At 34.1% G+C, this 26,247-nt stretch carries 20 protein-coding genes; 10 read left to right on the forward strand and 10 right to left on the reverse strand.

Going from position 1 to position 26,247, the window contains the following annotated elements:
* The first annotated feature begins 18 nt into the window (after positions 1–18).
* Positions 19–822 carry a prolipoprotein diacylglyceryl transferase gene (gene lgt, locus QUH73_RS17580; RefSeq protein WP_289531745.1) on the forward strand — a complete coding sequence of 268 codons (804 nt, stop codon included), beginning with the start codon at positions 19–21 and terminating at the stop codon, positions 820–822.
* Between the two features lie 421 nt (positions 823–1,243).
* Here lgt and QUH73_RS17585 read toward each other — a convergent pair whose 3' ends face one another.
* The 3 genes from QUH73_RS17585 to proB form a co-directional block, all read right to left on the reverse strand.
* Positions 1,244–3,052 (reverse strand): MutS-related protein, encoded by a 1,809-nt coding sequence (locus QUH73_RS17585; protein WP_289531746.1) that lies wholly within the window; start codon positions 3,050–3,052, stop codon positions 1,244–1,246.
* Between the two features lie 532 nt (positions 3,053–3,584).
* Positions 3,585–4,832 carry a glutamate-5-semialdehyde dehydrogenase gene (locus tag QUH73_RS17590; protein WP_289531747.1) on the reverse strand — a complete coding sequence of 416 codons (1,248 nt, stop codon included), beginning with the start codon at positions 4,830–4,832 and terminating at the stop codon, positions 3,585–3,587.
* Between the two features lie 91 nt (positions 4,833–4,923).
* Positions 4,924–5,994 carry a glutamate 5-kinase gene (proB, locus tag QUH73_RS17595; RefSeq protein WP_289531748.1) on the reverse strand — a complete coding sequence of 357 codons (1,071 nt, stop codon included), beginning with the start codon at positions 5,992–5,994 and terminating at the stop codon, positions 4,924–4,926.
* A gap of 574 nt (positions 5,995–6,568) precedes the next feature.
* Here proB and QUH73_RS17600 point away from each other — a divergent pair.
* The 7 genes from QUH73_RS17600 (at position 6,569) to rimO (ending at position 13,298) form a co-directional block, all read left to right on the forward strand.
* The gene (locus QUH73_RS17600; RefSeq protein WP_289531749.1) at positions 6,569–8,605 is read left to right on the forward strand and encodes a M3 family metallopeptidase; all 2,037 of its coding nucleotides are present in this window, start codon (positions 6,569–6,571) and stop codon (positions 8,603–8,605) included.
* A 340-nt stretch (positions 8,606–8,945) separates the two neighbouring features.
* Complete coding sequence (locus tag QUH73_RS17605; RefSeq protein WP_289531750.1) at positions 8,946–9,848, forward strand: YitT family protein; 903 nt, start codon at positions 8,946–8,948, stop codon at positions 9,846–9,848.
* A gap of 291 nt (positions 9,849–10,139) precedes the next feature.
* Positions 10,140–10,382 carry a 50S ribosomal protein L28 gene (rpmB, locus tag QUH73_RS17610; protein WP_289531751.1) on the forward strand — a complete coding sequence of 81 codons (243 nt, stop codon included), beginning with the start codon at positions 10,140–10,142 and terminating at the stop codon, positions 10,380–10,382.
* Positions 10,383–10,395: 13 nt separating this feature from the next.
* The gene (gene rpmG / locus QUH73_RS17615; RefSeq protein ID WP_101309561.1) at positions 10,396–10,578 is read left to right on the forward strand and encodes a 50S ribosomal protein L33; all 183 of its coding nucleotides are present in this window, start codon (positions 10,396–10,398) and stop codon (positions 10,576–10,578) included.
* Between the two features lie 7 nt (positions 10,579–10,585).
* A complete protein-coding gene (locus tag QUH73_RS17620; protein WP_289531752.1) occupies positions 10,586–10,741 on the forward strand; it encodes a DUF4295 domain-containing protein in 156 nt (51 codons plus the stop codon).
* A gap of 162 nt (positions 10,742–10,903) precedes the next feature.
* Positions 10,904–11,854 carry a signal recognition particle-docking protein FtsY gene (gene ftsY, locus QUH73_RS17625; protein WP_289531753.1) on the forward strand — a complete coding sequence of 317 codons (951 nt, stop codon included), beginning with the start codon at positions 10,904–10,906 and terminating at the stop codon, positions 11,852–11,854.
* A gap of 145 nt (positions 11,855–11,999) precedes the next feature.
* Positions 12,000–13,298 carry a 30S ribosomal protein S12 methylthiotransferase RimO gene (gene rimO / locus QUH73_RS17630; RefSeq protein WP_289531754.1) on the forward strand — a complete coding sequence of 433 codons (1,299 nt, stop codon included), beginning with the start codon at positions 12,000–12,002 and terminating at the stop codon, positions 13,296–13,298.
* 35 nt (positions 13,299–13,333) lie between these two features.
* Here the strand turns inward: rimO and QUH73_RS17635 are convergent, their stop codons facing one another.
* From QUH73_RS17635 to QUH73_RS17645, 3 genes are all read right to left on the reverse strand, one after another.
* On the reverse strand, positions 13,334–13,924 hold the full coding sequence (locus tag QUH73_RS17635) for a 3'-5' exonuclease (RefSeq protein WP_289531755.1): 591 nt from the start codon (positions 13,922–13,924) through the stop codon (positions 13,334–13,336).
* Between the two features lie 58 nt (positions 13,925–13,982).
* The gene (gene tpx, locus QUH73_RS17640) at positions 13,983–14,498 is read right to left on the reverse strand and encodes a thiol peroxidase (protein WP_289531756.1); all 516 of its coding nucleotides are present in this window, start codon (positions 14,496–14,498) and stop codon (positions 13,983–13,985) included.
* 113 nt (positions 14,499–14,611) lie between these two features.
* Positions 14,612–17,113: an ATP-dependent Clp protease ATP-binding subunit gene (locus QUH73_RS17645; protein ID WP_289531757.1), complete on the reverse strand. Its 2,502-nt coding sequence runs from the start codon at positions 17,111–17,113 to the stop codon at positions 14,612–14,614.
* A 291-nt stretch (positions 17,114–17,404) separates the two neighbouring features.
* On the opposite strand from QUH73_RS17645, the gene gyrA reads away from it, so the two are divergent.
* Both gyrA and QUH73_RS17655 read left to right on the forward strand, forming a co-directional pair.
* The gene (gyrA, locus tag QUH73_RS17650) at positions 17,405–19,897 is read left to right on the forward strand and encodes a DNA gyrase subunit A (RefSeq protein ID WP_289531758.1); all 2,493 of its coding nucleotides are present in this window, start codon (positions 17,405–17,407) and stop codon (positions 19,895–19,897) included.
* 102 nt (positions 19,898–19,999) lie between these two features.
* The gene (locus QUH73_RS17655) at positions 20,000–21,169 is read left to right on the forward strand and encodes a tetratricopeptide repeat protein (protein WP_289531759.1); all 1,170 of its coding nucleotides are present in this window, start codon (positions 20,000–20,002) and stop codon (positions 21,167–21,169) included.
* A 114-nt stretch (positions 21,170–21,283) separates the two neighbouring features.
* On the opposite strand, the gene QUH73_RS17660 is transcribed toward QUH73_RS17655, so the two are convergent.
* From QUH73_RS17660 to QUH73_RS20960, 4 genes are all read right to left on the reverse strand, one after another.
* Complete coding sequence (locus QUH73_RS17660; RefSeq protein ID WP_289531760.1) at positions 21,284–22,996, reverse strand: response regulator; 1,713 nt, start codon at positions 22,994–22,996, stop codon at positions 21,284–21,286.
* Positions 22,986–24,119 carry an FIST signal transduction protein gene (locus QUH73_RS17665; protein ID WP_289531761.1) on the reverse strand — a complete coding sequence of 378 codons (1,134 nt, stop codon included), beginning with the start codon at positions 24,117–24,119 and terminating at the stop codon, positions 22,986–22,988. Before QUH73_RS17665 ends, QUH73_RS17660 begins: the two co-directional genes overlap by 11 nt.
* A gap of 154 nt (positions 24,120–24,273) precedes the next feature.
* Positions 24,274–25,440 carry an adenylate kinase gene (locus QUH73_RS17670; protein ID WP_289531762.1) on the reverse strand — a complete coding sequence of 389 codons (1,167 nt, stop codon included), beginning with the start codon at positions 25,438–25,440 and terminating at the stop codon, positions 24,274–24,276.
* 95 nt (positions 25,441–25,535) lie between these two features.
* Positions 25,536–25,910, reverse strand: coding sequence for a DUF7670 domain-containing protein (locus tag QUH73_RS20960; RefSeq protein WP_442913425.1), 375 nt, complete (start codon positions 25,908–25,910; stop codon positions 25,536–25,538).
* Between the last annotated feature and the right edge of the window lie 337 nt (positions 25,911–26,247).

Raw genomic sequence — 26,247 nt, forward strand, 5'->3', positions numbered from 1 at the left:
AAACTTAAAAAAACACATATGTTGCTTTCAATTCTTTGGGATATCGACCCGGAAATATTTAAAATCGGCCCTATCGCGGTCCGTTGGTACGGATTACTTTTCGCTTTAGGCTTTTTGTTAGGATATTATTTGGTAGAAAAAATGTTTAAGAAAGATGGTATTAAACTGGAGTGGCTTGATAAGTTGTTTCTGTATACCATGATTGCAACTGTTGTAGGTGCTCGTTTGGGACATGTGTTTTTCTACGGATGGGAATTTTATTCGCAGCATCCTGCCGAAATAATTAAAATTTGGCGGGGAGGATTGGCATCTCACGGTGCTACAATTGGAATTCTTCTTGCTTTATGGTTTTATTCTAAAAAAGTGAGCAGGAAATCAATGCTTTGGATATTGGATTACGTGGTAATTCCGGTTGCTTTGGCAGGATGTTTTATTCGTTTGGGAAATTTGATGAATTCAGAAATTATTGGAACTCAAACTCATTCTGACTGGGGATTTCAATTCATTAGAGCATCTATTTATGATCCAAAAGCACCACGACATCCAGCACAATTATACGAGGCAATTTGTTATTTGATTTCCTTTGGTATTCTATCGTTTATGTATTGGAAAACCAATGCAAAACAATATAGCGGAAGACTATTCGGAGCTTTTTTTGTCATGATTTTTACAGCTCGTTTCTTTATCGAATTTATTAAGGAAAATCAGGAAGCTTTTGAGCAGGGAATGTTGTTAAATATGGGACAGTTACTAAGCATTCCGTTTGTTTTAATCGGCTTGTTCTTTTTGATTCGATCGTTTAGAATTGAACCGATGAAGTAATTAATTATAGCATAACAAGAAGCCGAATCTTTTCCGATTCGGCTTTTTTATTGTTGCATAAATCTCTTTCTAAAATCAAGTTTGCCAATCCATGTCATTCAAAAAAGCCTTCCTAATGATGGGAAAGCACTTCAAACCGTCCAAAGCCTGTTCCCAAATGTGGGAAAGTACTTAAAATCACCCAAAACCCATTTCCCAATTGTGGGAGAGCAGTTTGGAGCACTCAAAGCATGTTGCCCTATTATGGGAGAGTAGTTTGAACCATCCAAAGCCTACTCCCAATTTTGGGAAAGCACTTTGAACCAATCCATACCTGATTCCCGATCGGGAGTGTACTTTGAAGCATTCAAGGTTAATTCCCCAATATGGGAACGCTTTTAAAACCATTCAAACAAGATTCCCTGTCATAAAAAAGTTAGCTTTATGCTTCCTTCAATATTTCCAAATCAATCCCCATTTTTTTCATTAAAATAGGAGCGTTAAAGGTTTTGCAAAATCCATTTTGCACTTTATAGTCAAAATAAAGCTGATCACCATCAATTTTAATGTCGAAGAACCGGTTTTCAACCTGCCCGGGTAATTCTTCTTCCAGTATCGATAATTCCAAATCATGTGTTGCTACCATCGCCACAGCATCGTGTTTCACCAATTGCATAATCAATGCTCTCGAACCCGTATGCTTGTCTTTCGAATTGGTTCCTCTTAAAATTTCATCCAATAACAAAAGTGTCTTCTCTTTTTTGTTCACCTTCTCTATAACCTGCTGAATTCGTTTTAGCTCTGCATAAAAGGAAGATTCATTCTCTTCTATCGAATCTTTAATTCTCATTGAAGTGTTGATTTCCACATTTGAAACCGTCATTTCCTGAGCGCAAACCGGAGCTCCTGCTAAAGCCATCACTACATTCACTCCAACAGTTCGCAGGAAAGTGCTTTTCCCTGCCATGTTCGATCCTGTAATAATATGAACAATTCCCTGACCATTTAGTTGATAGTCGTTATTTACTCTTGCTTTTTGATCAATCAAGGGATGGCCTGCTTCTTTTAATTCCAATTCAAAGTGTTTCTCAGATATTTTCGGGAAAGCCCAATCTTCATGATTAAAACTTAAGTTGGATAAGCTGGATATCGCCTCAATTTCGCTGATTGCATCAAACCATTTTTCAATGTCATGGCCGTATTTCTGCTTCCATCGGTCAATACGAAACAAAATGTGCAATTCATAGAAAAACAAAAGGTTGAAAAGAAATTGCATAACAAGATTAAAGCGATGATCTAATAATTCAATAAGCTTGGTTAGTTGCTGTATTTTTTTTGATGTTAGCCGATCATTACTGGCCAACTTGCTTTTTAGTTCATTTAATTTTTCAGAATTCCAATTCTCATTTTCGAACTGTTCAATAATATAGGAGTAGGTTTTGAGCATTTCCCCTCTTTTCGAAGTTTGCTCATGTTCCAGACTAACCTTTTTGCTATTGAAATAATGTATTCCAATATTAGCCAATATCATTATTGTAACAGGGGCTTGTGAGCCGATAAAAGAATATACCAAGGCTGCCAATGAAAGAAAAGGCATAATTGTAACAGCGATTTGTAAAACTCTCTTTCCATGAAAAGGAGAGGGCTTTTTACCCCATTCAATTACAAAATTGGGATCATCATTTTTTAGTTTGTTCTCGAAGCCATACTGAATGATATTTTGTCTCCAATCAATTTTTTGTGCCAATTCCTTAACCGCTTCTTGTCTTTTGCTAATCTCTTTATTCGACGATGGCTTTTCAAGCCAGCTGGCAAGAGTATTGTTGCCTGTTTTGGTAACACTCCGGTTGATTAATTGAAAAAGAGAATGTTGTCCGAATATGTCCAGATCAGATGCATAGGAATGATTCGGTTTCAGATACTCTTCACCATCATAAAAAAGAGTACTATGGCGTGTTTGTAAGCAGTTAATTTCATTCTCGTTAATTTGGATCAAGGCGTGCAGCCTTTTTATATTTTTACTGTTTCGATTGTATCTTCTCACAAAATAGATCAACGAGAATACTAATGTGATAGCCACAGCACTTGCAATTAATGCAGAATAGGATAGAAAACCATAAAAAAACACGAATGCGCCAATTGCAGAAAAAAGGCGTAAAAACGAGAGGTTTCGATTCTGTTTTTGAAGATCACTTGTTTGCTTTTTAAATGCATGTATTCGATCGGTGTAAAAGGATAGTTTTTGATTCATTCTTTATGTATTGAGATTTGGATTCTAAAATTATACAAAATATTGCGTTTTATATCCTGAATCTGTTATGCAGTGTATTCATTTTAGTAAAATCAATACCAATTTAAGTTTTACTGATAGCCATGGTTGAAATATAAATAGAGGGAAAATATCCCTTTTTTGCATAAATCCAGGATGTAATTAGATGCGAAGCTCATTAATTTCAACCATTAGTCCAGCGTTCGCATTGTGAATATCTTGCTCGTTTTTATAGCGATTACCATTACAATAATAGAATACATCAAAATTGAATGTCCCTGTATTTGTAAATTTTATAGAATAAAAATATTACTTAGTCATCGTAAATAATCTATTTGTCACAGATCTTACATCTTAGTTTTGACTATTCTAATTCCGATAAGGCATTCTTATTTAGTGATCTTTCTATTCAGATGTTGTAAATCTGCAGATTCTTAACAAATGGTAATAAAAAATCCGGTAGAATAGGAATTTCTGCCGGATTTTATTTAAAATTTCGAATTTAAACTTCGATTTACTCTCTAATATGTCCATCACCGGTAATTAACCACTTATAGGAGCATAATTCTTCCAAGGCCATAGGTCCTCTGGCGTGTAATTTTTGTGTGCTGATCCCAATTTCAGCTCCTAATCCAAATTGTGCACCGTCTGTAAATGCAGTTGAAGTATTGGAATAGATTGCAGCAGCATCAACCACTGAGTAAAAGTCACTTATGGTTTTTGAATTCTCGCTTATTATGGCCTCGCTATGCTTGGAACTGTACCTATAAATGTGATCTGTAGCCTCCTGGAAATCACTCACGGTTTTAATCGATATTTTGTGACTTAAGAACTCGGTTCCAAATGATGATTCATCTGCTTTTTTAAGCAGATCTTTTGGGTAAGTATTTTCAATTGCATGATAGGCTTCTTCGTCAGCAAATATTTCAACATTTTTATTCTGTAGTTTACTTACTAATTCTGGTAGATCAGCAAGACGACTTTTATGAATCAAAAGACAGTCCAATGCATTGCAAACGCTTACACGTCGTGTTTTTGCATTGAAAATAATCTGCTTTCCTTTTTGTAAATCTCCGTCTTTATCGAAATAGGTATGTACAATACCAGCACCGGTTTCAATTACCGGAACTTTAGAGTTTTGCCTCACTGTGTTGATAAGATTTTGAGAGCCTCTTGGTATTAAAACATCAACAAAACCTACTGCGTTCATTAATTCTACAGCCACCTCTCTGGCTGAAGGAAGCAATTGAATGATATCAGGATTAAGATGATTATCTGTAAGTGTCTTTTTTATTAATGCTACCAAAACCTTATTTGAATTTTCAGCGTCGCTTCCTCCTTTTAAAACACAGGCATTACCCGATTTAAAGCAGAGAGCAAATACATCTAGTGTAACATTCGGACGAGCCTCATAAATAACACCTACAGTTCCCAATGGAACACTAACTTTTTTTATTAATAATCCATTTTCAAGCGTTTTTTCGGAGAGGATCTTTCCCAATGGAGATGCCAGTTGAATTGTATTTTCAATATCATCTGCTATTCCCTTAATTCTTTCGTGGCTTAATAGCAAACGATCGTATTTTGGATCGTATTCAGACATGCGTTCCAGATCTTTCTGATTGGCCTCAAGAATTTGTTCTGTGCCTTCTCTAAGAGATTTTGCAAGTTGTTCAAGTAGATTGTTTATTGTTTCAGAGCTAAGCAGACACATGGTTCTGGAAGCATCTTTGACTTTATGGAATTGTTCTGTACAGATCATATTTTGTTTTTTTTGTTTGAATTTGGGAGTGCATCTAAAAGTTATACCTTATTTTTTAATTGGTACAATTATCTGAGATCAAAACGTATCATTAATAAAGAAAAAGATAATCGTAATGAACCAGAGGTTTTGTTCCCGTTTTTCCAATATAACTTTCCGCTTTAGTTTTATTATATTGAGTTTTTCCAAGTCCAATTACCTTACCCGATGTGCCAACAATTTTAATAATATCTCCTTTTTCAAAATCCCCGCTAATTTTTATAACACCAATTGGCAATAAACTTGTAGCTTTTTTTGAGCACAGAGCTTCTTCAGCACCTTTGTTTATTACTAATTTGGCCTTTTCAAAGCCATCCGATCCTGCCAACCACTGTTTTACCGTTGATGCTTTTTTGCTTGCCGTAAAGCTTGTGTGGTTTACTTCGTCAGGCGAATTAACCAGTTCCAATAAAATATCATCAATTCCTCCATTGGCGATATGTACTGGGATACCTGATTTGGCAACCCTTCCGGCAATACTGCACTTGGTTAACATGCCACCTCTTCCAAAATTAGATTTTTTAGTGGTGATATATTGTTTTAACCGGTTAACGTCACCATTTATATTCTGTAATAATGTGGAATTGGAATCGTTTGGATTTCCAGTGTAAATTCCATTGATATTGCTTAGTAAATAAAGTGCTTCAACATCCATCATAGAGGCGATCAATCCGGATAGCTCATCGTTATCCGTAAACATTAGAGCAGTAACTGATACGGCATCATTTTCATTTATAATTGGTAGAATTCTATTGTTTAGAAGAGAATTTAAACAGTTCTTCATGTTTAGATAGTGTTCCCGTGTTCTAAAATCTTGTTTTGTAACAAGAACTTGAGCGCACTCAATCTCAAACTCCTTAAGAAAGGCAGAATAGACATTCAGTAACTCTACCTGACCAACTGAAGACCATATCTGTCTTGCTGAAACAGTATCAATCTTCTCAGGCAGTTTTACCTTACTTCTTCCTGCAGCTAAGGCTCCCGAAGAAACAAGAATACATTGTATTCCCAAATTTCGCAACGAAGAAATTTGATAGACGATGTTTTTAATTCTGGATGTATTTAGTTCTCCATTCTCTTTGGTAAGAACATTAGAGCCTATTTTAATGCAAATCCGTTTCATACTTTAATATATGGATATGACAATTTGAAGTACGGGAATAGAATTCTGTACTTAATAAATTGGAATGAGTAAAATGATAAGTGCCTGTTCAATGAATAATGAAAGGCAAAAAGAAATGTTTATTTCAGGATGCTGTTTGAGAGACACCCAAAGGGATGGGAGGGATGGATGTAATAGAAGTTCAGACACAGTAATTCAGAAGAAAAGACGGAGCCTTTTGCTTCTGTTAGTAAACTTTTATGGATAAGAAATTTCATACCTTTCATTTTGGTAATGCTTGATAATTACAAATCCCCCTTGTTTTAATGAATCAAATATAGGAATTTTTTCATGAGATGATTCCATTACATCTTGATATGTTGAGTGTTGTGAATAATATGAAAAGGTTTGCGCTAAAAATTACAGGTAGAATACAAATCGGTTTAATGTGTTTTTATATGCAGTAAATCAATTACTTGAGTTGGTTGTAGAGGAGGGTAGGAATGCTATTAAGAAATTTTCCAAATAATTATTTTTTTCCAGTTTAATTGCCTTCTCAATTTTATATCTTTGTTACTGATATAAAAAAATAACTATGACTGTACATACAAATCCATTACTAAACAAATTTACAACACCATATGAAGCGGCTCCGTTCGAATCAATTGAATTGAATCACTTTTCGCCTGCTTTTACTGAAAGTATTGAGATTGCGAAAAAGGAAATAGATCAGATTGTTGACAATGCTGAAGAGCCAAATTTCATGAATACGATTGAGGCTTTGGAGTATTCCGGACATCAATTGGATCGGGCAGCGTCCATTTTTTTCAATTTAAATCATGCCAATACAAATGATGAGATGCAGGCATTGGCAAGAGAAGTTTCGCCGATGCTAACGGAGTTTTCAAATGACATCATCATGAATGAGAAACTATTCGCTCGTGTGAAGGATGTTTATCATCAAAAAAGCGAATTGAAACTTACGGTTGAGCAGGAAAAATTGCTGACTGACCGATACAAATCATTCGTGAGATCAGGAGCAAATCTGGAAAAAGAAAAAAAGGATCAGATTCGGGAAATATCTAAAGAACTTTCCAAATTAACATTGCAGTTTGGCGAAAATGTTTTAGCTGCCACCAATAGTTTTGAGCTTCACATTACTGATAAAAATGAATTATCAGGTCTTCCTGATGGAATTATTGAGGCCGCCGGCATTGTTGCAAAGGAGAAAGATAAAGAAGGATGGATATTTACTCTTCAATTCCCAAGTTATGTTCCATTTATGCAATATTCAGATATTCGCAAATTACGCGAGAAAATGTTTAAGGTATATTCTTCGCGTTGTTTTAACGATAAATTCGATAACCAAAAAATACTAAAACGTATTGTAGAATTGCGTTTGAAGAGAGTTCAGCTGTTCGGATACACTTCTTATGCCGATTTTGTTTTAGAAGAGAGAATGGCGAAGAAATCGAATAAGGTGATCGATTTTCTGACTGAATTATTAGATGCTTCAATGCCAAAGGCGAAAGAAGAATTTAAAGAGTTGCAGACTTACGCAAAAAGTTTAGGGGCTGATTTTAAATTGGAACGTTGGGATTGGGCTTATTACGCTGAAAAATTAAAAACAGAAAAATTTGATGTTAATGATGAAATTACCCGACCATACTTTGAACTGGAACGAGTGAAAAGGGGAATTTTTTCATTGGCAACACGCCTTTATGGAATCGAATTTAAATTAAATACTTCTCTTCCAAAATACCACAAAGAGGTTGAGGTATATGAAGTAACCGATGAAAAAGGAGAGTTTCTTTCTTTATTATATACTGATTTTCATCCTCGTAGTTCGAAACAAGGAGGAGCGTGGATGACTTCATTTGTTGATCAATATCGTAAAAACGGTCACGATCACCGTCCGCATATTTCCATTGTTTGCAACTTCACAAAACCCAGCGAAACAAAGCCGTCATTACTTACTTTTAATGAGGTAACTACCTTTTTACATGAATTTGGCCACGCTTTGCACGGAATGTTGTCAAAATGCACATACAGCAGTCTTTCCGGTACAAATGTATATCGTGATTTTGTTGAGTTGCCCTCACAATTCATGGAAAACTTCGCTACACAAAAAGAATGGTTGGATGATGTAGCCGAACACTATCAAACAGGAGAAAAGATTCCTGCCGAAATAGTACAAAAGATTATCGACAGCGAAAATTTCTTAAGTGGATATTCATTTGTGCGTCAAATTAGTTTTGGACTAAATGATATGGCCTGGCATAGTGTAACAGAGTCCGTGGCAGATGAAGTTTCAGTTTTTGAGGATAAAGCGATGTCTTCAACTGAATTGTTCGATCGGGTAGAAACGAGTTGTATGAGTACATCATTTTCACATATTTTCGCCGGAGGTTATGGTGCCGGCTACTACGGATACAAATGGGCTGAGGTTTTAGATGCAGATGCTTTTGACGCTTTTAAAAGTGCTGGTATATTCAACAAAGAAATTGCAAAATCGTTTAAAGAAAATATTCTTGAAATGGGAGGAAGTGATCATCCTATGAACCTTTACCTGAAATTTAGGGGTAAAGAACCTTCCATTGAACCTCTTTTAAAGAGAAGTGGTCTGAAATAGATTAATCTGGCAAAAAATAGGAGCTGTTCTTTTTAGAGCAGCTTTTTTTTTGATCAAAAATGCAAATGAACATAAGTGGTGAAGTTGATTAAGATAATTATAAGATTTAGTATCATATTAATCAGATGAAATGATCACATGAATATTTTCATAAGTGAAAAATTGACGTTTTTTTTCTTCTGTTTGGATGAATATGTTTTTAAAAATATGCTCTGACAATATTTATCGCTGTTTTACAGGTAGTTGTGGTTTTGTGAATTTTGACAAAAATCCTTGTTATTAAAAGAGGTGCGTCTATTTTTGTCGGCGAATTTTAAACACTTAAACTAACGATTAAAAAATGGCTTTTGTAACCAAAGAAAAATTTTTGTCAAATGAATGGCTTAGTGCCTATGCTTACTTAATACTGGGAAGTATAATTTTTGCTGTTTCTGACATTTTATTTGTTGTACCTTATAAACTGGCACCTGGAGGTGTTTATGGTATTGCGACAGTTCTAAACACAATGTTTAGCTGGAAAATCAGTTATTGTACTTTTGCCATGGAAATTCCCTTGGTAGTTTTAGGAACAATAATTCTAGGCCCTCGATTTGGGGTTAAAACAATTGTGAGTATTGGTGTAATTTTGTTTACAGTTTGGTTTATGGAAACCTTTGTTTCTCCGGATTACGCAAAAGTTATTGCAGATCCCATGCTGAATACAATTGTAGCAGGTGTATTTTATGGAATCTCAATTGGATTCATTTTTAAATCGCGTGCAACATCAGGCGGATCTGATATTATTGCAATGATTTTGGCCAAATATACTAAGCTTTCGTTGGGTAAGTTGGTGATGATTGTAGATAGTATAATTGTTCTGTTTACACTTGTTCAACCTAGCGAAACGGGAACCATTGGATGGGAATTTGCAATTTATTCTTTAATCATTATTTACATTGAAGGTAAGATTATCGATATGGTTGTTAGCGGAGCAAATTATCATAAGACTGTTATGATTGTTTCCGATCAATTTGAGTCAATTTCTTCAAAAATTAGAGATGACCTCAAACGAGGTGCAACTATTTTTACCGGAACCGGAGTTTATTCAGGAGAAGAGAAAAAAATGGTTTATTCTGTAATGAGCCGTAGAGAATTAGAGATTCTTAAACTGCATATTAGAGAGGTTGATCCTTCTGCTTTTGTTAATGTTACCGAAGCGAATGAGATTCTGGGTGAAGGTTTTAAATCACTAAATGAAGAATAAGATTATTTTAAAATATTTTTTAAAATCCCTCCCGAATATGGAGGGATTTTTTTATTTTTGTAGCTGTGTCTAACTGTAGGTTTATTCATTTGATGAATAAAATGAATTTATTGTTTGTTAAAAGAGACTGACTGCAATTTAGACTTGTATTGTGTTTGTAATGCACGGAGCAATTTCATTCGTGTTAAAATATATCTGTAAAAAGTTGTGAAATAATTTGATTTTCAAGAAAATTATTACGTATTTTGCGACCTGTTTGAAAAGCGTTTAAGGAAAAAAATAATCTGGACTATGTCAAGAGTTTGTCAAATTACTGGAAAGAGCGTAATGGTTGGGAACAATGTTTCTCACTCAAAAAGAAGAACTAAGAGAAGATTCTATCCAAATCTTTTCGATAAGAAGTTCTATCTTCCTGAAGAGGATCGCTGGATTGAGCTAAGAATTTCTGCGTCAGGAGTACGACTAATTAATAAATTAGGAGTAAAAGGTGCACTTACTAAAGCTCAAGAAAAAGGATTTATTAAAAAATACTAAAAAGGCATAGAAAATGGCTAAAAAAGGTAATAGAGTGCAAGTAATTCTTGAGTGTACCGAGCATAAAGACAGTGGTATACCTGGAACTTCAAGATACATTACTACTAAGAATAAGAAAAACACTCCTGATCGTATGGAGATGAAGAAGTATAATGCAATTTTGAAGAAAGTAACTGTTCACAGAGAAATAAAATAATTGAGATATGGCTAAGAAAGTAGTAGCATCCCTACAAAAAGGTGAAGGCCGTGGTTTCGCTAAAGTAATCAAGATGGTGAAATCTCCTAAATCTGGTGCATATTCTTTTAAAGAGGAAATCGTACCGAACGAAAACGTTAAGGATTTCTTTGCTAAACAGTAAAGATGTTCATATAGCATTGAATATTAAAAGCTTCCTAATTAAATTAGGAAGCTTTTTTTTTATCTAAAAATATAACTTTGCTTCTTCAACTCTATTACATTTATTGTTAATTGCTTGTAAGCTCATTTTTTTGTACTTTAGCAAGCTAAAATTTAAGTAGAAATGGGATTATTTGGTAGTTTTTCGAAATCAAAAAAAGAAAATCTTAATAAAGGACTTGCTAAAACAAAGGATAGTGTTTTTAAGAAGTTGACTCGTGTTGTTGTAGGTAAAGCCACTGTAGATGATGATGTTCTTGATGAGCTGGAAGAGGTTCTGATTTCTTCAGATGTAGGAGTTGATACAACCTTAAAAATTATTGAACGAATTGAAAAACGCGTAGCGGAAGATAAATTTCTTGGGGTATCTGAATTGAATCGTATTCTTAAAGAAGAGATTGCGGGTTTGTTGAAGGAAAATAATAAAGGTGATTACGAAACATTTGATCTGCCAAAATCAGATCATCCTTATGTAATAATGGTTGTGGGTGTTAATGGCGTAGGCAAAACGACTACCATTGGAAAATTAGCTTATCAGTTTAAAAAGGCTGGGAAAAAAGTAACGCTTGGCGCAGCGGATACATTTCGTGCCGCTGCGGTTGACCAGTTAATAATTTGGTCCGAGAGGGTCGGGGTTCCTGTTGTAAATCAGGGAATGGGAGCGGATCCGGCTTCAGTAGCTTTTGAAACTCTTACTCAGGCAAAGGCAAATGGTTCTGATGTTGTAATTATTGATACAGCGGGTCGTTTGCATAATAAAATCAACTTAATGAATGAGTTAAGTAAGATTAAGCGGGTTATGGATCGTGTTATTCCGGGAGCTCCGCATGAAATTTTATTGGTGTTGGATGGATCAACCGGGCAGAATGCTTTTGAGCAGGCAAAACAATTTACCTTAGCCACCGAAGTGAATGCATTAGCTATAACAAAGCTGGATGGTACAGCAAAGGGAGGAGTTGTTATTGGTGTATCTGACCAATTTAAAGTTCCTGTAAAATATATAGGTATTGGGGAAAGCATGGAGGATCTGCAAGTATTTAATCGAAACGAATTTGTTGATTCGTTATTTAGTTAAGCGAATCTTTTAATGATAATTGAAAAGGCTGTCCCTAAAGGCAGCCTTTCTTATTCTTAACTTGTTTTAATTCCAATTCAAATGGAAAAAAGAGTTTTTTCTCTTATTTTTGCCAAAATTTAAGTCGATAAAAGGAAATCTATATATGAACCAGACGAAAATAAATATTGTTAGTTTAGGTTGTTCAAAGAATTTAGTTGATACTGAATTATTAATGAAACAGCTGGATGCCAATCAATTTCAGGTTGGCTGTGATGAAGAGAATAGTGATGCAGGAACTATCATTATTAATACCTGCGGATTTATTGGAGACGCTAAAGAGGAGTCAATAGATATGATTCTGCAATATGTTGAAGCAAAAAAAGCAGGAAAAATAGATAAGCTGTTTGTAATGGGTTGTTTGTCGGAGCGTTATCGTGATGATTTAGTAAAAGAGATTCCTGAAGTAGATCACTTTTTTGGCAAATTTGAATGGCAATTGATTGTAAAAGAATTAAATAAGGATTACAAGCCTGATTTTAAAAATTTTAGAATGATTACTACGCCTAAGCATTTTGCCTATCTAAAAATTTCAGAAGGGTGTAATCGATCTTGTTCGTATTGTGCCATTCCTATCATTACAGGGAAACATATTTCCAGGCCTATGGAAGATATATTGGAAGAGGCAAGGGGACTGGTAAAAGATGGGGTAAAGGAGCTGTTGGTGATTGCTCAGGACTTATCCTACTATGGATATGATTTATATAACGAATCGAAACTTGCTGAATTGGTGCAGTTGCTTTCTGAAATAGATGGTTTAGAGTGGATTAAGTTACATTATGCATATCCTACTCAATTTCCATATGGAATTCTTAAGTTGATGCGGGATAATCCTAAAGTTTGTCGTTACCTTGATATTGCACTTCAGCATTCCAGTGATAATGTGTTAAATTTGATGCGTAGAGGTATTAATCGTGAGAAAACTATTGAGTTGATTGCTAAAATTAGAGAGGAAGTTCCTGGGATTACTCTTAGAACTACAATGTTGGTCGGTCATCCTGGTGAAACTGAAGCTGATATGAAGGATCTTATGGCATTTGTTTCGGAGATGAAGTTTGAACGCTTGGGGGTTTTTCCATATTCAAATGAAGAAGATACTTATGCTGCAATTAATTACGATGACAATATTCCTTTAGAGATAAAAGAAAGCAGAAGGGATGATATTATGGCATTGCAACAGGAGATTTCGAGAGCAGTGAACGAAAAAAGAGTGGGGGAAGAATTAAAAGTTGTAATTGATAGAAAGGATGTCGATTTCTATTACGGACGAACAGAATTCGATTCATATGAGGTTGACCCTGAGGTTTTAATTCCAGCTAAGGGCACCGAACTAAAAATTGGTGAATTCTATACCGTTAAAATTAATGATTTTGAAGATTACGATTTGTTTGGAGAAGTAATATAAAGATAAAGGCAGATCGTTTGATCTGCCTTTATTCTTTAAAATAAACTTCCTTGTACTTGATACATCCCGGTTTTTTTTAACTCAAAGAAGCAATCGGCACATGCCTTAACATCAGCGAGTGCATCATGAGCACCATCAAAGCCTTTTTGAAACAGAAATTGATGAAGTTCTGTAAGATTAGGCCATTTGTAACCACTTCTTCCTGGTATTTTGCAAATATTAGTTGTGGTTTTCATAGTGCAAATTTTAGGGATGTCAACCAATCTGCTTTTGATATCTTTCCTCAGAAATTCTGCACCAATAATCACTTCATCAAAGCTAATGTTGTGAGCAATTAAAAAATCAGCCTCATTTAATGCTTTGGAAAATTCATTCAATACTTCAGATAGATCAATTCCTTCATCAATAGCCTTTTGTGTTGAAATTCCATGCACTTTAGATGCTTCAGGAGGAATAATAAATCCTTCTGGGATAATGATTCTGTTTGCTCTTTTAATTTCATTATCACGACTGTCATAAAGAAGCCAGGCTAGCTGAACGAGTCTGGGCCAGTTATTCAAATCTGTAACGGGAGCATTCCAACGTTTTGGCAGGCCGGTTGTTTCTGTATCGAAAAATAAGTACATATTCTTTCTTTAAAAAAAAGCTCCTTTAAGGAGCTTTAAAAATTAATTATTGCAAGTGTTAAACCAATGCTTTAGCAACTTTTAATGCTGCTTCATAATTAGGTTCTTCAGTCATTTCTGCTACATATTCAACGTATTTTACTTTGTTGTTTTTATCAATAACAACAATGCCACGTGCAAGAAGACGTAATTCTTCTACAACAAAACCATATTTTAAACCAAAGTCAAGTTCTTTATGATCGGAAAGTGTTACCAAATTTGTAATCCCTTCAGCGCCACAGAAACGGCCTAATGCAAATGGTAAATCATTGGATAGGGTAATGATTTGAATGTTTTTATCAAGAGAAGCAGCTTCTTTATTGAATCGATGAGTTTGGGCTGAACAAACACCAGTATCAATGGATGGGAAAATAGATAGGATCTTCACTTTTCCATCAAAATCAGATAATTGTACAGGTGCAAGTTCTTGGTTAAGAGCTGTGAAATTATTTGCAGTCATTTCAGTTTTCACTTCATTTCCAAGAAGAGTCATTGGGTTTCCTGCAAATGCAACTTTTTTATTGTTTTTATTCATAATGATATTTTATTTTGTTGTTTCAATCAAAGGTAATAATTGTTTTGAATTACTCTAAATAAAAATAGAATTGAAATATGAAAATAAAGCCGGAATATTTTCCGGCTTTATTTCTATTCTACTTCTTTATGCAGTTTCAGAATTTTGGTGGTTATTTTCTGTTTGGCTTTATCAAACCCGACAGAAATTGTATCGCCTTCTGAAATACTTGCTCTAATAATGACTTCAGCCATTTCGTCCTCCAAATATTTTTGGATGGCACGTTTTAATGGGCGAGCACCAAACTGGACATCATATCCTTTTTCAGCAATAAAGTCTTTGGCTGGAGCGGACATCTTAATGTTGTATCCCAAGTCATTAACTCTCTTGTATAGTCCATCAAGTTCAATATCGATAATTTTATGGATATCTTTTTGCGTTAGAGAATTAAACATGATTAAATCATCAATTCTGTTTAGAAATTCAGGCGCAAATGCTTTTTTTAGTGCTTTTTGTATAATATTGCTGGTGTAATCATTAGAATCAACTCCCCCAGTTTGGAAACCGATTCCTTTGCCAAAATCTTTTAATTCTCTACTTCCTATGTTGGAAGTCATTATGATAATACTATTTTTAAAATCAACCTTACGGCCTAAACTATCAGTCAGTTGACCATCATCCAGCACTTGCAATAGTATATTGAATACATCCGGATGAGCTTTTTCAATCTCATCCAAAAGTACTACAGAGTAAGGTTTACGTCTAACTTTTTCAGTCAATTGCCCACCTTCTTCATATCCTACATATCCCGGAGGTGCTCCAACTAATCTTGATACGGCAAACTTCTCCATATATTCGCTCATGTCAATCCGTATCAGCGCGTCATTGCTATCAAACAAATAATTTGATAAAACTTTAGCCAGTTGTGTTTTACCAACTCCTGTTGGTCCAAGGAATATAAATGTACCAATTGGTTTGTTTGGATCTTTTAAACCAGCTCTATTTCTTTGAATAGCTTTAACTACTTTACTAATGGCATCTTCCTGTCCAATAACTTTGCCTTGAAGCTCATTAGCCATTTTGACGAGTCGTGAACCTTCCGCCTGAGCAATTCTTTTTACTGGAACACCAGTCATCATTGCTACTACTTCCGCGATATCATCTTCTGAGACTTTTTCTTTTTTAAGACTAAGTTCTTGTTCCCACTTGTCTTTTTCCCGCTCTAAATCTTCAGAATAACTCTTTTCTTTATCTCTGAAGCTAGCCGCCAGTTCAAATTTCTGAGCCTTAACAGCTTTAATTTTATTTTGACGGGTCTCTTCAATTTTCTTCTCAAGTTCCTCGATGATCACAGGCACATGAATATTTGATATGTGAACACGCGAACCGGATTCATCAAGCGCATCAATTGCTTTATCCGGAAGGTGTCTGTCACTGATGTATCTGGATGTTAACTTCACACAAGCTTCAATCGCTTCTTTTGTATAGAAAACATTATGATGGTCTTCGTATCGTTCTTTGATATTATTTAGAATTTCTATTGTTTCTTCAGGAGAAGTTGGCTCAACCATAACTTTCTGAAAACGTCTTTCTAAAGCACCATCTTTTTCAATATTTTGACGATACTCATCAAGGGTAGTAGCACCAATGCATTGAATTTCACCTCTTGCCAAGGCGGGTTTAAGCATATTTGCAGCATCAAGCGATCCGGTAGCTCCGCCTGCTCCAACAATTGTGTGGATTTCATCAATAAAAAGAATAATATCATTCGTTTTGGAGAGCTCATTTAAAATGGCTTTCATACGTTCTTCGAATTGACCCCGGTATTTTGTTCCGGCAACAATTGATGCCAAATCAAGAGAGACAACCCTTTTCCCAAATAAAACCCGCGAAACCTTTTTTTGTATGATTCTTAATGCAAGTCCCTCGGCAATAGCTGATTTGCCAACACCTGGCTCCCCAATTAAAATTGGATTGTTCTTTTTTCTGCGACTTAGAATTTGTGCAAGTCTCTCAATTTCATTTTCTCTTCCAACAATTGGATCCAGAGTACCTTCTTCTGCCGATTTCGTGATGTCAATACCAAAATTATCCAGCACAGGAGTTTCTGATTTACCTCTGGTGGTTGTTCTTTTGGATTCTCCACCAAACTGTCCGCCTTTTCCTTCACTGTCTTCTGGAGTGTAGTCAGCCTGAGCTTTTGGGAAGAGTGTTTTTAAATTCTCTTTCACCTTATTGTAATCAATAGTGTTGTCTTCTAATACTTGAGTTACCAAACTTTTTTCATCTTTTAAGATAGCTAAAAGAAGATGACTTGTGTCGATAGTGTTGTTTTTTAGAGCTTTAGCTTCGAGATATATTAACTTAAGAACACGTTCCGCTGACCTTTGCAGAGGAATATTATTTTGATCTAAGTCAGAAATAGCATCTGATTTTAGATTTTTCTCTATGTTTTGTCGAATATCGTAAAGGTCAACTCCTAAAGAAATTAGAATATCGACAGCAATACCTTCACCTTCACGAAGAATTCCTAAAAACAAATGTTCTGTTCCAATAGCATTGTTTCCAAGCCTTTCAGCTTCCTCTTTGCTATAAGAAAGTACATCTTTAATACGAGGTGAAAATTTAGAATCCATATAGTAGGTTTTTAAAATTTTTAACAAATTACTCGGAAATTAGATTCCCGGTTTTTAAATGCAACATTAAAATAACGAAAAATAATTAGATACAAGCCTAAATGGGCAATCAATTTTTCACCCTAATTATATCTCAATAATGAATTAATCTAATAATCAAGCTGTAATGCTTAATAGAGTGAATATTTATCTTAATCCATGCGTAAATAACACTTCCTTTGTTACGCAAAATCTACATATTTTGTTACTTTTGTAATTCTGATAAATGTTTAGAATTTTAAAAGAAATATAATGACTACGGGAGAGAGAATTATACGTATTAATATAGAAGAGGAAATGAAATCTGCCTACATTGATTATTCAATGTCGGTGATTGTTTCCAGAGCTTTGCCAGATGTTAGGGATGGATTAAAACCTGTTCATCGAAGAGTGCTGTTTGGAATGGGTGAGTTGGGAATGACTTCAACGAAACCTTATAAGAAATCAGCTAGAATTGTTGGAGAAGTATTAGGTAAGTATCATCCACACGGTGATAGTTCTGTATACATGACAATGGTTCGTATGGCTCAGTACTGGTCATTGCGTTATCCTCTCATTGATGGTCAGGGAAATTTTGGTTCTGTTGATGGAGATAGCCCGGCAGCGATGCGTTACACTGAGGCGAGAATGAAAAAAATTGCTGAAGAAATCTTAGCTGATCTTGAAAAGGATACGGTTGATATGACTCCCAATTTTGATGAATCATTGAAAGAACCAACAGTTCTTCCTACTCGTATTCCAAATCTTTTGGTAAATGGTGCTTCGGGTATTGCTGTAGGTATGGCCACAAACATGGCACCGCACAACTTATCTGATGTTATAGATGCTATTATTGTATACATTGAGGACAATGATGTTTCGATGGACGATTTAATTAGTATTGTAAAAGCACCCGATTTTCCTACCGGTGGTACAATTTACGGTTATCAAGGGGTTAGAGATGCCTTTGAGACGGGTAGAGGGCGTGTTGTTGTTCGTTCTAAAACGATTATAGAAACGACTGATACTGGTCGTGAAAAAATAGTTGTAACGGAGATTCCTTATATGGTTAATAAGGCTGAGCTGATAATGAGAGCTGCAGATCTGATTAATGATAAAAAAATCGAAGGAATTTCAAATGTTAATGATGAATCAGACCGTAATGGTATGCGCATCGTTTTCGATCTTAAAAGAGATGCAATTGCAAATGTTGTTTTAAACAAATTGTTTAAATACACTCAAATGATGACTTCATTCAGCGTAAATAATATTGCGTTGGTTAAAGGGCGTCCAAAGATGCTGAATCTTAAAGATTTGATCATGTATTTTGTTGAACACAGACATGACGTTGTTGTTCGAAGAACCCAATTTGAATTAAAGCAAGCTGAAGCTAAAGCGCACATCTTAAAAGGTTTGATAATAGCATTAGATCATATTGATCAGGTTATTGCTTTAATAAGAGGCTCTAAAACACCAGAAGAGGCGAAATTAGGCTTAATGTCTAATTTTGAATTGGATGAACTTCAAGCTAAAGCTATTCTGGATATGCGTTTGCAGAAACTTACCGGTCTTGAGAGAGATAAGCTGCATGCAGAATATGAAGAATTGATGAAGTTAATTGATTATCTAAACTCAATTCTTAATGATGAATCCATTCGAATGGGTATCATTAAGGATGAACTTTTAGATGTGAAAGCGAGGTATGGTGACGAAAGAAGAACAGATATCGTTTATGCTTCAGAAGAGTTCAATCCAGAAGATTTTTATGCTGATGAAGAAATGGTAATTACCATTTCAAGAATGGGCTACATTAAACGCACACCTCTTTCTGAGTTTAAAACGCAAAATAGAGGTGGAGTAGGTTCTAAAGGAAGTATAACAAGAGAAGAGGATTTCTTAGAGCATATGATTATGGCGACAATGCATAATACTATGTTGTTTTTTACCGAAAAAGGAAAATGTTTTTGGTTGAAAGTGTATGAGATTCCTGAAGGAACTAAACAATCCAAAGGTAGAGCAATTCAAAATTTATTAAATATAGAGCAAGATGATAAGGTTAAAGCTTATATCAATGTTCTTAATTTAAATGAAGAAGAATATATTAATAGTAATAACATTGTTCTCTGTACCAAGAAAGGGGTTATTAAGAAAACTTCATTGGAAGCATATTCTCGCCCCAGAGTTAACGGAGTAAATGCAATAACAGTTCGCGAAGGAGATCAGTTATTGGAAGCGAAGCTGACAAATGGCAATAATGAAATTTTAATTGCCGGACGTTCTGGTAAAGCAATTAGATTTGCCGAGAGTCAAGTTCGCCCAATGGGTAGAACAGCTTCCGGAGTGCGCGGAATCACATTGAAAGATGAGACTGACGAAGTTGTTGGCATGATATGTGTTGAGAATGGAGAAGAGGATATTCTTGTTGTCTCTGAAAATGGTTTTGGAAAGCGTTCTAAGATTGATGATTACCGAATTACCAATAGAGGTGGTAAAGGGGTTAAAACCATTAGTATTACAGAAAAAACTGGTGATCTAATTGCCATTAAAAATGTAACAGATAATGAAGATTTAATGATCATTAATAAATCTGGAATTACAATTAGAATGGCTGTTTCTGATTTGAGAGTTATGGGGCGTGCTACTCAGGGGGTTCGTTTGATTAACTTGAGTAAGAAAAATGATTCTATTGCGGCGGTTGCTAAAGTAAACTCTTCAGATGAAGTTTCAGAATTAAATACAGAGGAATCAACTGAAGAAGAGGTGTAGAGAATAGATACTTAGACTAAATATAAAGAAAACAATCTTGTTCATAGTATGAAATAAAAATATATTTTTGTTCAAGATTGTTATTAAAACTAAACATTGATTATGAGAAAATTATCATTCATTCTAGTTATGCTTATGTGTGTTGCAAGTGTAAGTGCACAGAAAAGCAAGGTGACTGGAGCCCAGAATTATCTTACTTCTGGTAAGTTGGATAAAGCAAAAGAAGCTATTGATGAAGGGATTCAGGACGAAAAATGTGTGGCATATGCTAAGGCATATTTTGTAAAAGGAAAAGTGTATCAAGGAATTTTTGAAAGTCCTCTTCCTGCGTACAAGAAATTGGCGGAAAAACCGCTTGATATTGCTTTCGATGCCTATATGAAAGCTCTTGAGTTAGATGAAAAAGGGAAAATGGAGAAGCCTGTTAAAGCTCAGATGACAAACATGATTCCTAATTACACAAATGAAGCTGTTAATTTATATAATGCAGGAGATTTTCCTGGCGCTTTAGCTGCTTTTGAGCGTGTATTGGAAATTGAGGGAATGGATATGTTTAAAGAAAATGCTACGATTGATACAGCTGTCATTTTTAATGCAGGTATGACTGCTCAAAAGGCAGATCAATTAGATAAAGCAGCAAAATATTACAAGCAATCTATTGAATACAACTATGGTGGAGCAAAAACCTATGCTAATTTGGCCAAAGTTTTAACTGATTCTGGAAATAAAGAAGAAGGAGTTAAATATCTTCATAAAGGATTTGAGCTATATCCTAATGATTCATGGATGTTGGTTGAGCTAATTAACCATTATATGTTAGGTGGAGAGCCTCAAAAGGCTGCTGATTATTTGGATAAAGCAATTGAATTGGATCCAAATAATGCTTCTTTTTACCGTGCTAAGGGTACTTTGTATGAAAAGACTGAAGAATTTGCTAAGGCCGAAGAGATGTATACTAAAGCATTAAGTATGGATCCAAATGATTTTACTTCTCAGTACAATCTTGGCTTACTAAAACTTAATGCAGCTATTCTGAAGCATAAGGCAGCCAATGAAATAATGGATGCTAAAAAGTATAATGAAGCAATTAAGGCTGTTTATGCAGAATACGAAGCAGTAATTCCTTATTTCGAAAAGGTTCTAGAGATGCAGCCTGATGAGAAAAATTCAATGATTACTTTGAAAGAATTATATTTCAAACTGAGAAATGAAAACGAAGTTTACCTTGAAAAGTACAATAAGGTAAAAGCTCAGTTGGATGGAATGGAATAAATAAAGAACATTAAAAATAAAAGGAAGTTTTGGCTTCCTTTTATTATATAATTCTTATTTAACGTAATGTTGATTATAAGACAAATATAGTTTTTGAAAATCGCACAATCTGTATTAAAGAAACTTCTGCAGTACTTCCATTAATTTATGAGGATCAATAGGCTTTGTAATAAATTCATTCGCACCAGCCTTAAAACATTCTTCTTTTTCATTATTAAATGTAAATGCTGTCTGCACTATAACCGGGATCTTACTATTGATGGCTTTAATTTGTTTTATTGCATCCAATCCGCCAATCTCAGGCATTCTCATATCCATTAAGACCAAGTCTATTTGCGGATCATTTGCCTGACATATTTCGATGGCATCTCTGCCATTACGAGCCCAAATTACATTTGCATCAGTTAATTCAATTATTGCATTTAAGTAATTGAAATTAGATTTAACATCTTCTGCAATTAAAATATTACGATTGGTATAATCTATGGATTTTACTCCTGAACTCTCGATTCTACACTCAAATTTATCTGAAGACTCTCTTAAAAGTTTAAGATTTGATTGACCCAAATTATGTACTTTAAAATAAAAATTGGAACCAATTTCAATTTTAGAATCAAACCAAATTTCCCCCTCTAGAAGCTGTACCATTTTTTTACAAAGAGTTAAACCAATTCCTGAACCTTCAAATTTTCTGGTAGAACTGCTTTCTCCTTGTCTAAATAGATCGAATATAATATGTTGATTTTCACAAGAAATACCAACCCCTGTATCTTTTATGTAAAATATTGGATTGATTCCGCCTTCTATGAAATACCCTATTTCTATAATTCCTTTTGTTGTGAATTTAATTGCGTTATCAATAAGATTATCAAGTATTTGAACTATTTTATTTTTATCTGAATTAATAGAGAATTGTTCACTGTTCTCTGGCAAAATAAGTCTTAATTCAAGACGTGTATTAAATTTGTGACTTGTTTCAAAAACTTTAAATAAGTCAGTTATGACTGGATTTAGTACAAATTTTTCTTTTTGAATTGCTAATTGATTCGTATCCATTTTGGAAACATCAATCAAGTTATTGATAAGCTTTAAAAGTTTTTTGCTATTATTTGAAATGTGATTAATGAAACCATCTCGTTGAGTTTTATTTAGATTGTTATCTGATAATAGATTCGAAAATCCAACCATGGCATTAATAGGTGTTCGAATTTCATGGCTTATGTTAGAAAGAAAGGCTGTTTTTAATTTTTCAGATTCTTCAGCCTCTTTCTTCGCTTTTTCAAGTTCTTTTTTTGTTTCTGTTATTGTAATTAAATCCTGCAGCGATATTGCATGGGAAATGCATGCTTGAATAGATACTGAAAATTTGTCTAAAACATTTTTTAATTTAGTTTGGTCGATTTGGCTCCAGATTCGTTTCTCAGAAGATGAATATAGCACCAGAAATCCGATTTCGTGCAATTGGAAAAAGGTTACCGCTCCTCCTTCTTTCACTTTAAAACCAATTTCTTCACTAATTTTCTGAGTAAGAATACATGAAAATGAATTTTGGCTTGAAAAACAACGATCAATAAAATTAGAATTACATATTGAGCAACTCTCAAGCTTGATAATTGGATGAGAATAAACTGCTTTTAATCCATGTTCTTGCTCTGTAAATGCAATATTACTATTCCGAATCCAAACACCACCAAACTCTATATTTTTGATTGACATTAGTGTATCTAAAAACCTTCTGCAATTTTCCTTCAAATCTAAGGACTGACCGATAGATAAGGATAATTCATACAAAAATGAAATGTCTTTTATTATATCGTTAGTTTGCATTCTTATCTAGATATGAAAAACCTAAAACAATAGATTTATTTAATATTTCAGGATATCCTTCCCCATTTGAATATATTTCTCCAATTGAAAGAGCTCCTTCTAAATTCACTTTTTTTTGTGTGCTTTTGATTTCTTCAGTTAAATTTGAGAGTTCCAAATAAAAGTCATTATTTAAGTGATTTTTTCTTGATATGCAATTAAAAATAAGCACATCATTTATTTTAAATTTGGTGTCGATACTTTGATAAACAAGATTTTTAGATACAGATTTAAAATCTTCTTCTTTCATTGTCATGAGGTCAATAACTGAATTTTCAGGAATGTTACCAACACATTGTAAATAACCTTTTTCAGTAATTCTCATTGGATCTCTAATTATATATTCACTACTTTCTTTATAGATTCCAAACGGATAATGAATTGAATTCGCCTCAAAATTTTCTTTGTTAATTTTAATGTCTAATATAGTTTTCAAAAATCGTTGATAAACAACGAATGCATTTTCCCAATTAAGTTCTTTAATAAAGTTTTTATCTGTTTTTGTAGCGATAAATGGACCATAAAGTTTTGTCCAACCGTGCAATGAGCCTGTTGTGGCCTTATTTTTAGTTAGTGTAATGATTGTTCCTGTATTAAAAACGCCATCATTGCTTATTAAAATACCCTCATTCTGCTCTTTGATCCGGCCAGCGCCACCACCAATAAACTTAACATCATTTCCTAAATAAGTATATAAAGATCTTAAGTGTTCTGAACTATCAGAAGATATGCCGGAAGTTAAAACATAAGCCGTTGAAAAAGTTACTTTGCTAAATTCAGAAAATTGTCGGCTAAAGGTTTTCGACGAATCAAAATAAATTGAAATAGCATTATGCGGTAACCACTTAATTACTACTCCAGTACTGGATGTTTCGTTGTTGTTTATTATTTTTGGAAAAACACCACCAGTAAACTTTATATTTTTGTTATTCAGCGAATTAACTAACTCATCTAATGGGATTTTAGAATCTTCCCCAATAAGGATGAAGGCAAATGAATTGTTAGAAAATACATTGGTTTCTAACAAATAAAGTATTTCATTCAGACTTGGATTTTTCAGATACATTACCTCTCTCCTCTTCAATTATATTAATTACAATTTTAGTAAATTTATGACTATTAACCGATTGCTTTTGATTAAAGATCAGTATTACCATGTCAAGGCTTTTAATTGTATTATTAGAGGAGATATTAAAAAAAAACTGACTTTTTGAATACAAAGCCAGTTTTCTGTTAGGTTATCTAATTTTTTTGAATGATTTATTGACTACATCCGTGAGTCGTTTAAGAACATCTTCTTCACTTCCCAATCCATTTACAATTTCAAATTTGTCCTGTTTAGAGTAATAGTTACTCACTTTTATGCTTCTTTTTTCAAATTGCTCTAATCTGTGAATAATGATATCAGTATCATCATAAAGTCTTTTGCCTTCCGTTTTCCCTCTGTAGGTTAAACGTTTAATCGACTCAAGTGTAGAAACATCCAAATTAATTGATGTAGTTACAATTGAACCAAGTTTTCGTAATAGACCATCAAGTATGTATGCCTGAACAATTGTTCGAGGAAATCCCTTAAAAATAAAACCTTTGGCATCAGGATGCTTGCGAATTTGTCTTTCAATTAGACGGATAGCAATTTCATCAGGAACAATATCTCCTTTTTCCATATAGGTCTTTGCACTTTGTCCCATTTCCGTGTCTTTTTTGATTTCCTGACGCATCAAATGACCTGTTGAAATGTATTCGAGATTAAATTGTTCGGCTAATTTTCTTCCTTGAGTCCCTTTTCCTGATCCTGGAGGACCTAATAAAACCAGGTTAATCCATGATTTTTGAAGGGTTTGGTCTACTACTGAAGTCAATCGTTCAAAAATCTGGTCAATACCACCCAACCCATCAATACCATGATATATTTCTTTCTCTTTGTAAAAATTTGCAACCGGAGCTGTTTTAGTATCATATTCTTTTAATCGAACACTAATTACTTCCTCAGTGTCATCTGATCGATTCTCCTTTTTTGCACGATCTAACAAACGATTTCGAAGTTGATCTGAGGGAACCTCTAAACTTAGCATACAATCAAGTTTAGTATTCATCTTTAATAGCAAACCTTCAAGAATATAGGCTTGTACAGTTGTTCTTGGAAATCCATCAAAAAGAAAACCATTTACTTCAGTATCGGTTTGAATACGTTCTTCCATAATTTGAACGATAATTTCATCGGGAACAAGTCCCCCCCTTTTGATAATGTCTTTTGCTTGCAACCCCAACTCGGTTCCTTCGGCAATCTCACCTCTTAGTATATCTCCTGTTGATATATACGCAAGATTATATTTTTCGATAAGCATTTTTGATTGAGTTCCCTTACCTGCTCCAGGGGGGCCAAAAAGTGCAATATTTAGCATGTACTGAAATTTATATTTGTTATGGTTGTAATTGATTCAAAAATAGTAAAAATTTGATTTGATAAGAGAAATTTATCCAAATGTTACTCTTCGAATTATTTAAGGAAAATCAGAAATGAGATTTTATGGCTATTAAAATTTCTAAAAGTGCTGAGAGCCCAACATAATAGATGTAATAGTCCCAAAAAAAAGAAGGTTGGAAAAACAGGTCCATTCCAAAAGGAATAATTGGCTATTGCAAAAAATATGTATCCCCAGATTAAAAGAAGGCTTCCTATAAATTCAAATTTCCATACGATAATTAATCCCATTAGCATTATGACGTTGGCTGAAAACAACCTGATTTCTTGTTCAGACATCAAATTTAAATCGGGAGAACCAATTTGGATTGCAAACCAAATAAAAAATAGGAATAAGAAAATTCCTAAAAAACGTGCAATCCAACGAAGTATGGTAATAAATAGTTTCAAGTCTTGTCCTTTTTACGATTTGGGAGATTTTTTAATATGCTTTTATCAAATATAACCGAATTAATAGGTAATTGAAAATTACGGCACTAGAATAAATTAAAAAAAGAATGCTTGAGCATCAAATAGATGGTGTAGTTCGTTGAATATTAGCAGATTTAAATTGACATTCTTCTTGTAAAGTCTTATATTTTATTTAGGGAATAATCCACTTAAATATATTGTTATGAAGGCTAATTATTTATGTCCAAAATGCAGAACTTATTTAAATATTGGGGATCAAATTGGATAAATCGCTCCATTATGTGCCACCCATTTCGGTTCAAAGTGTGCCACTGAT

The sequence above is a fragment of the Labilibaculum sp. K2S genome (assembly GCF_030372765.1).
Classification (GTDB): domain Bacteria; phylum Bacteroidota; class Bacteroidia; order Bacteroidales; family Marinifilaceae; genus Labilibaculum.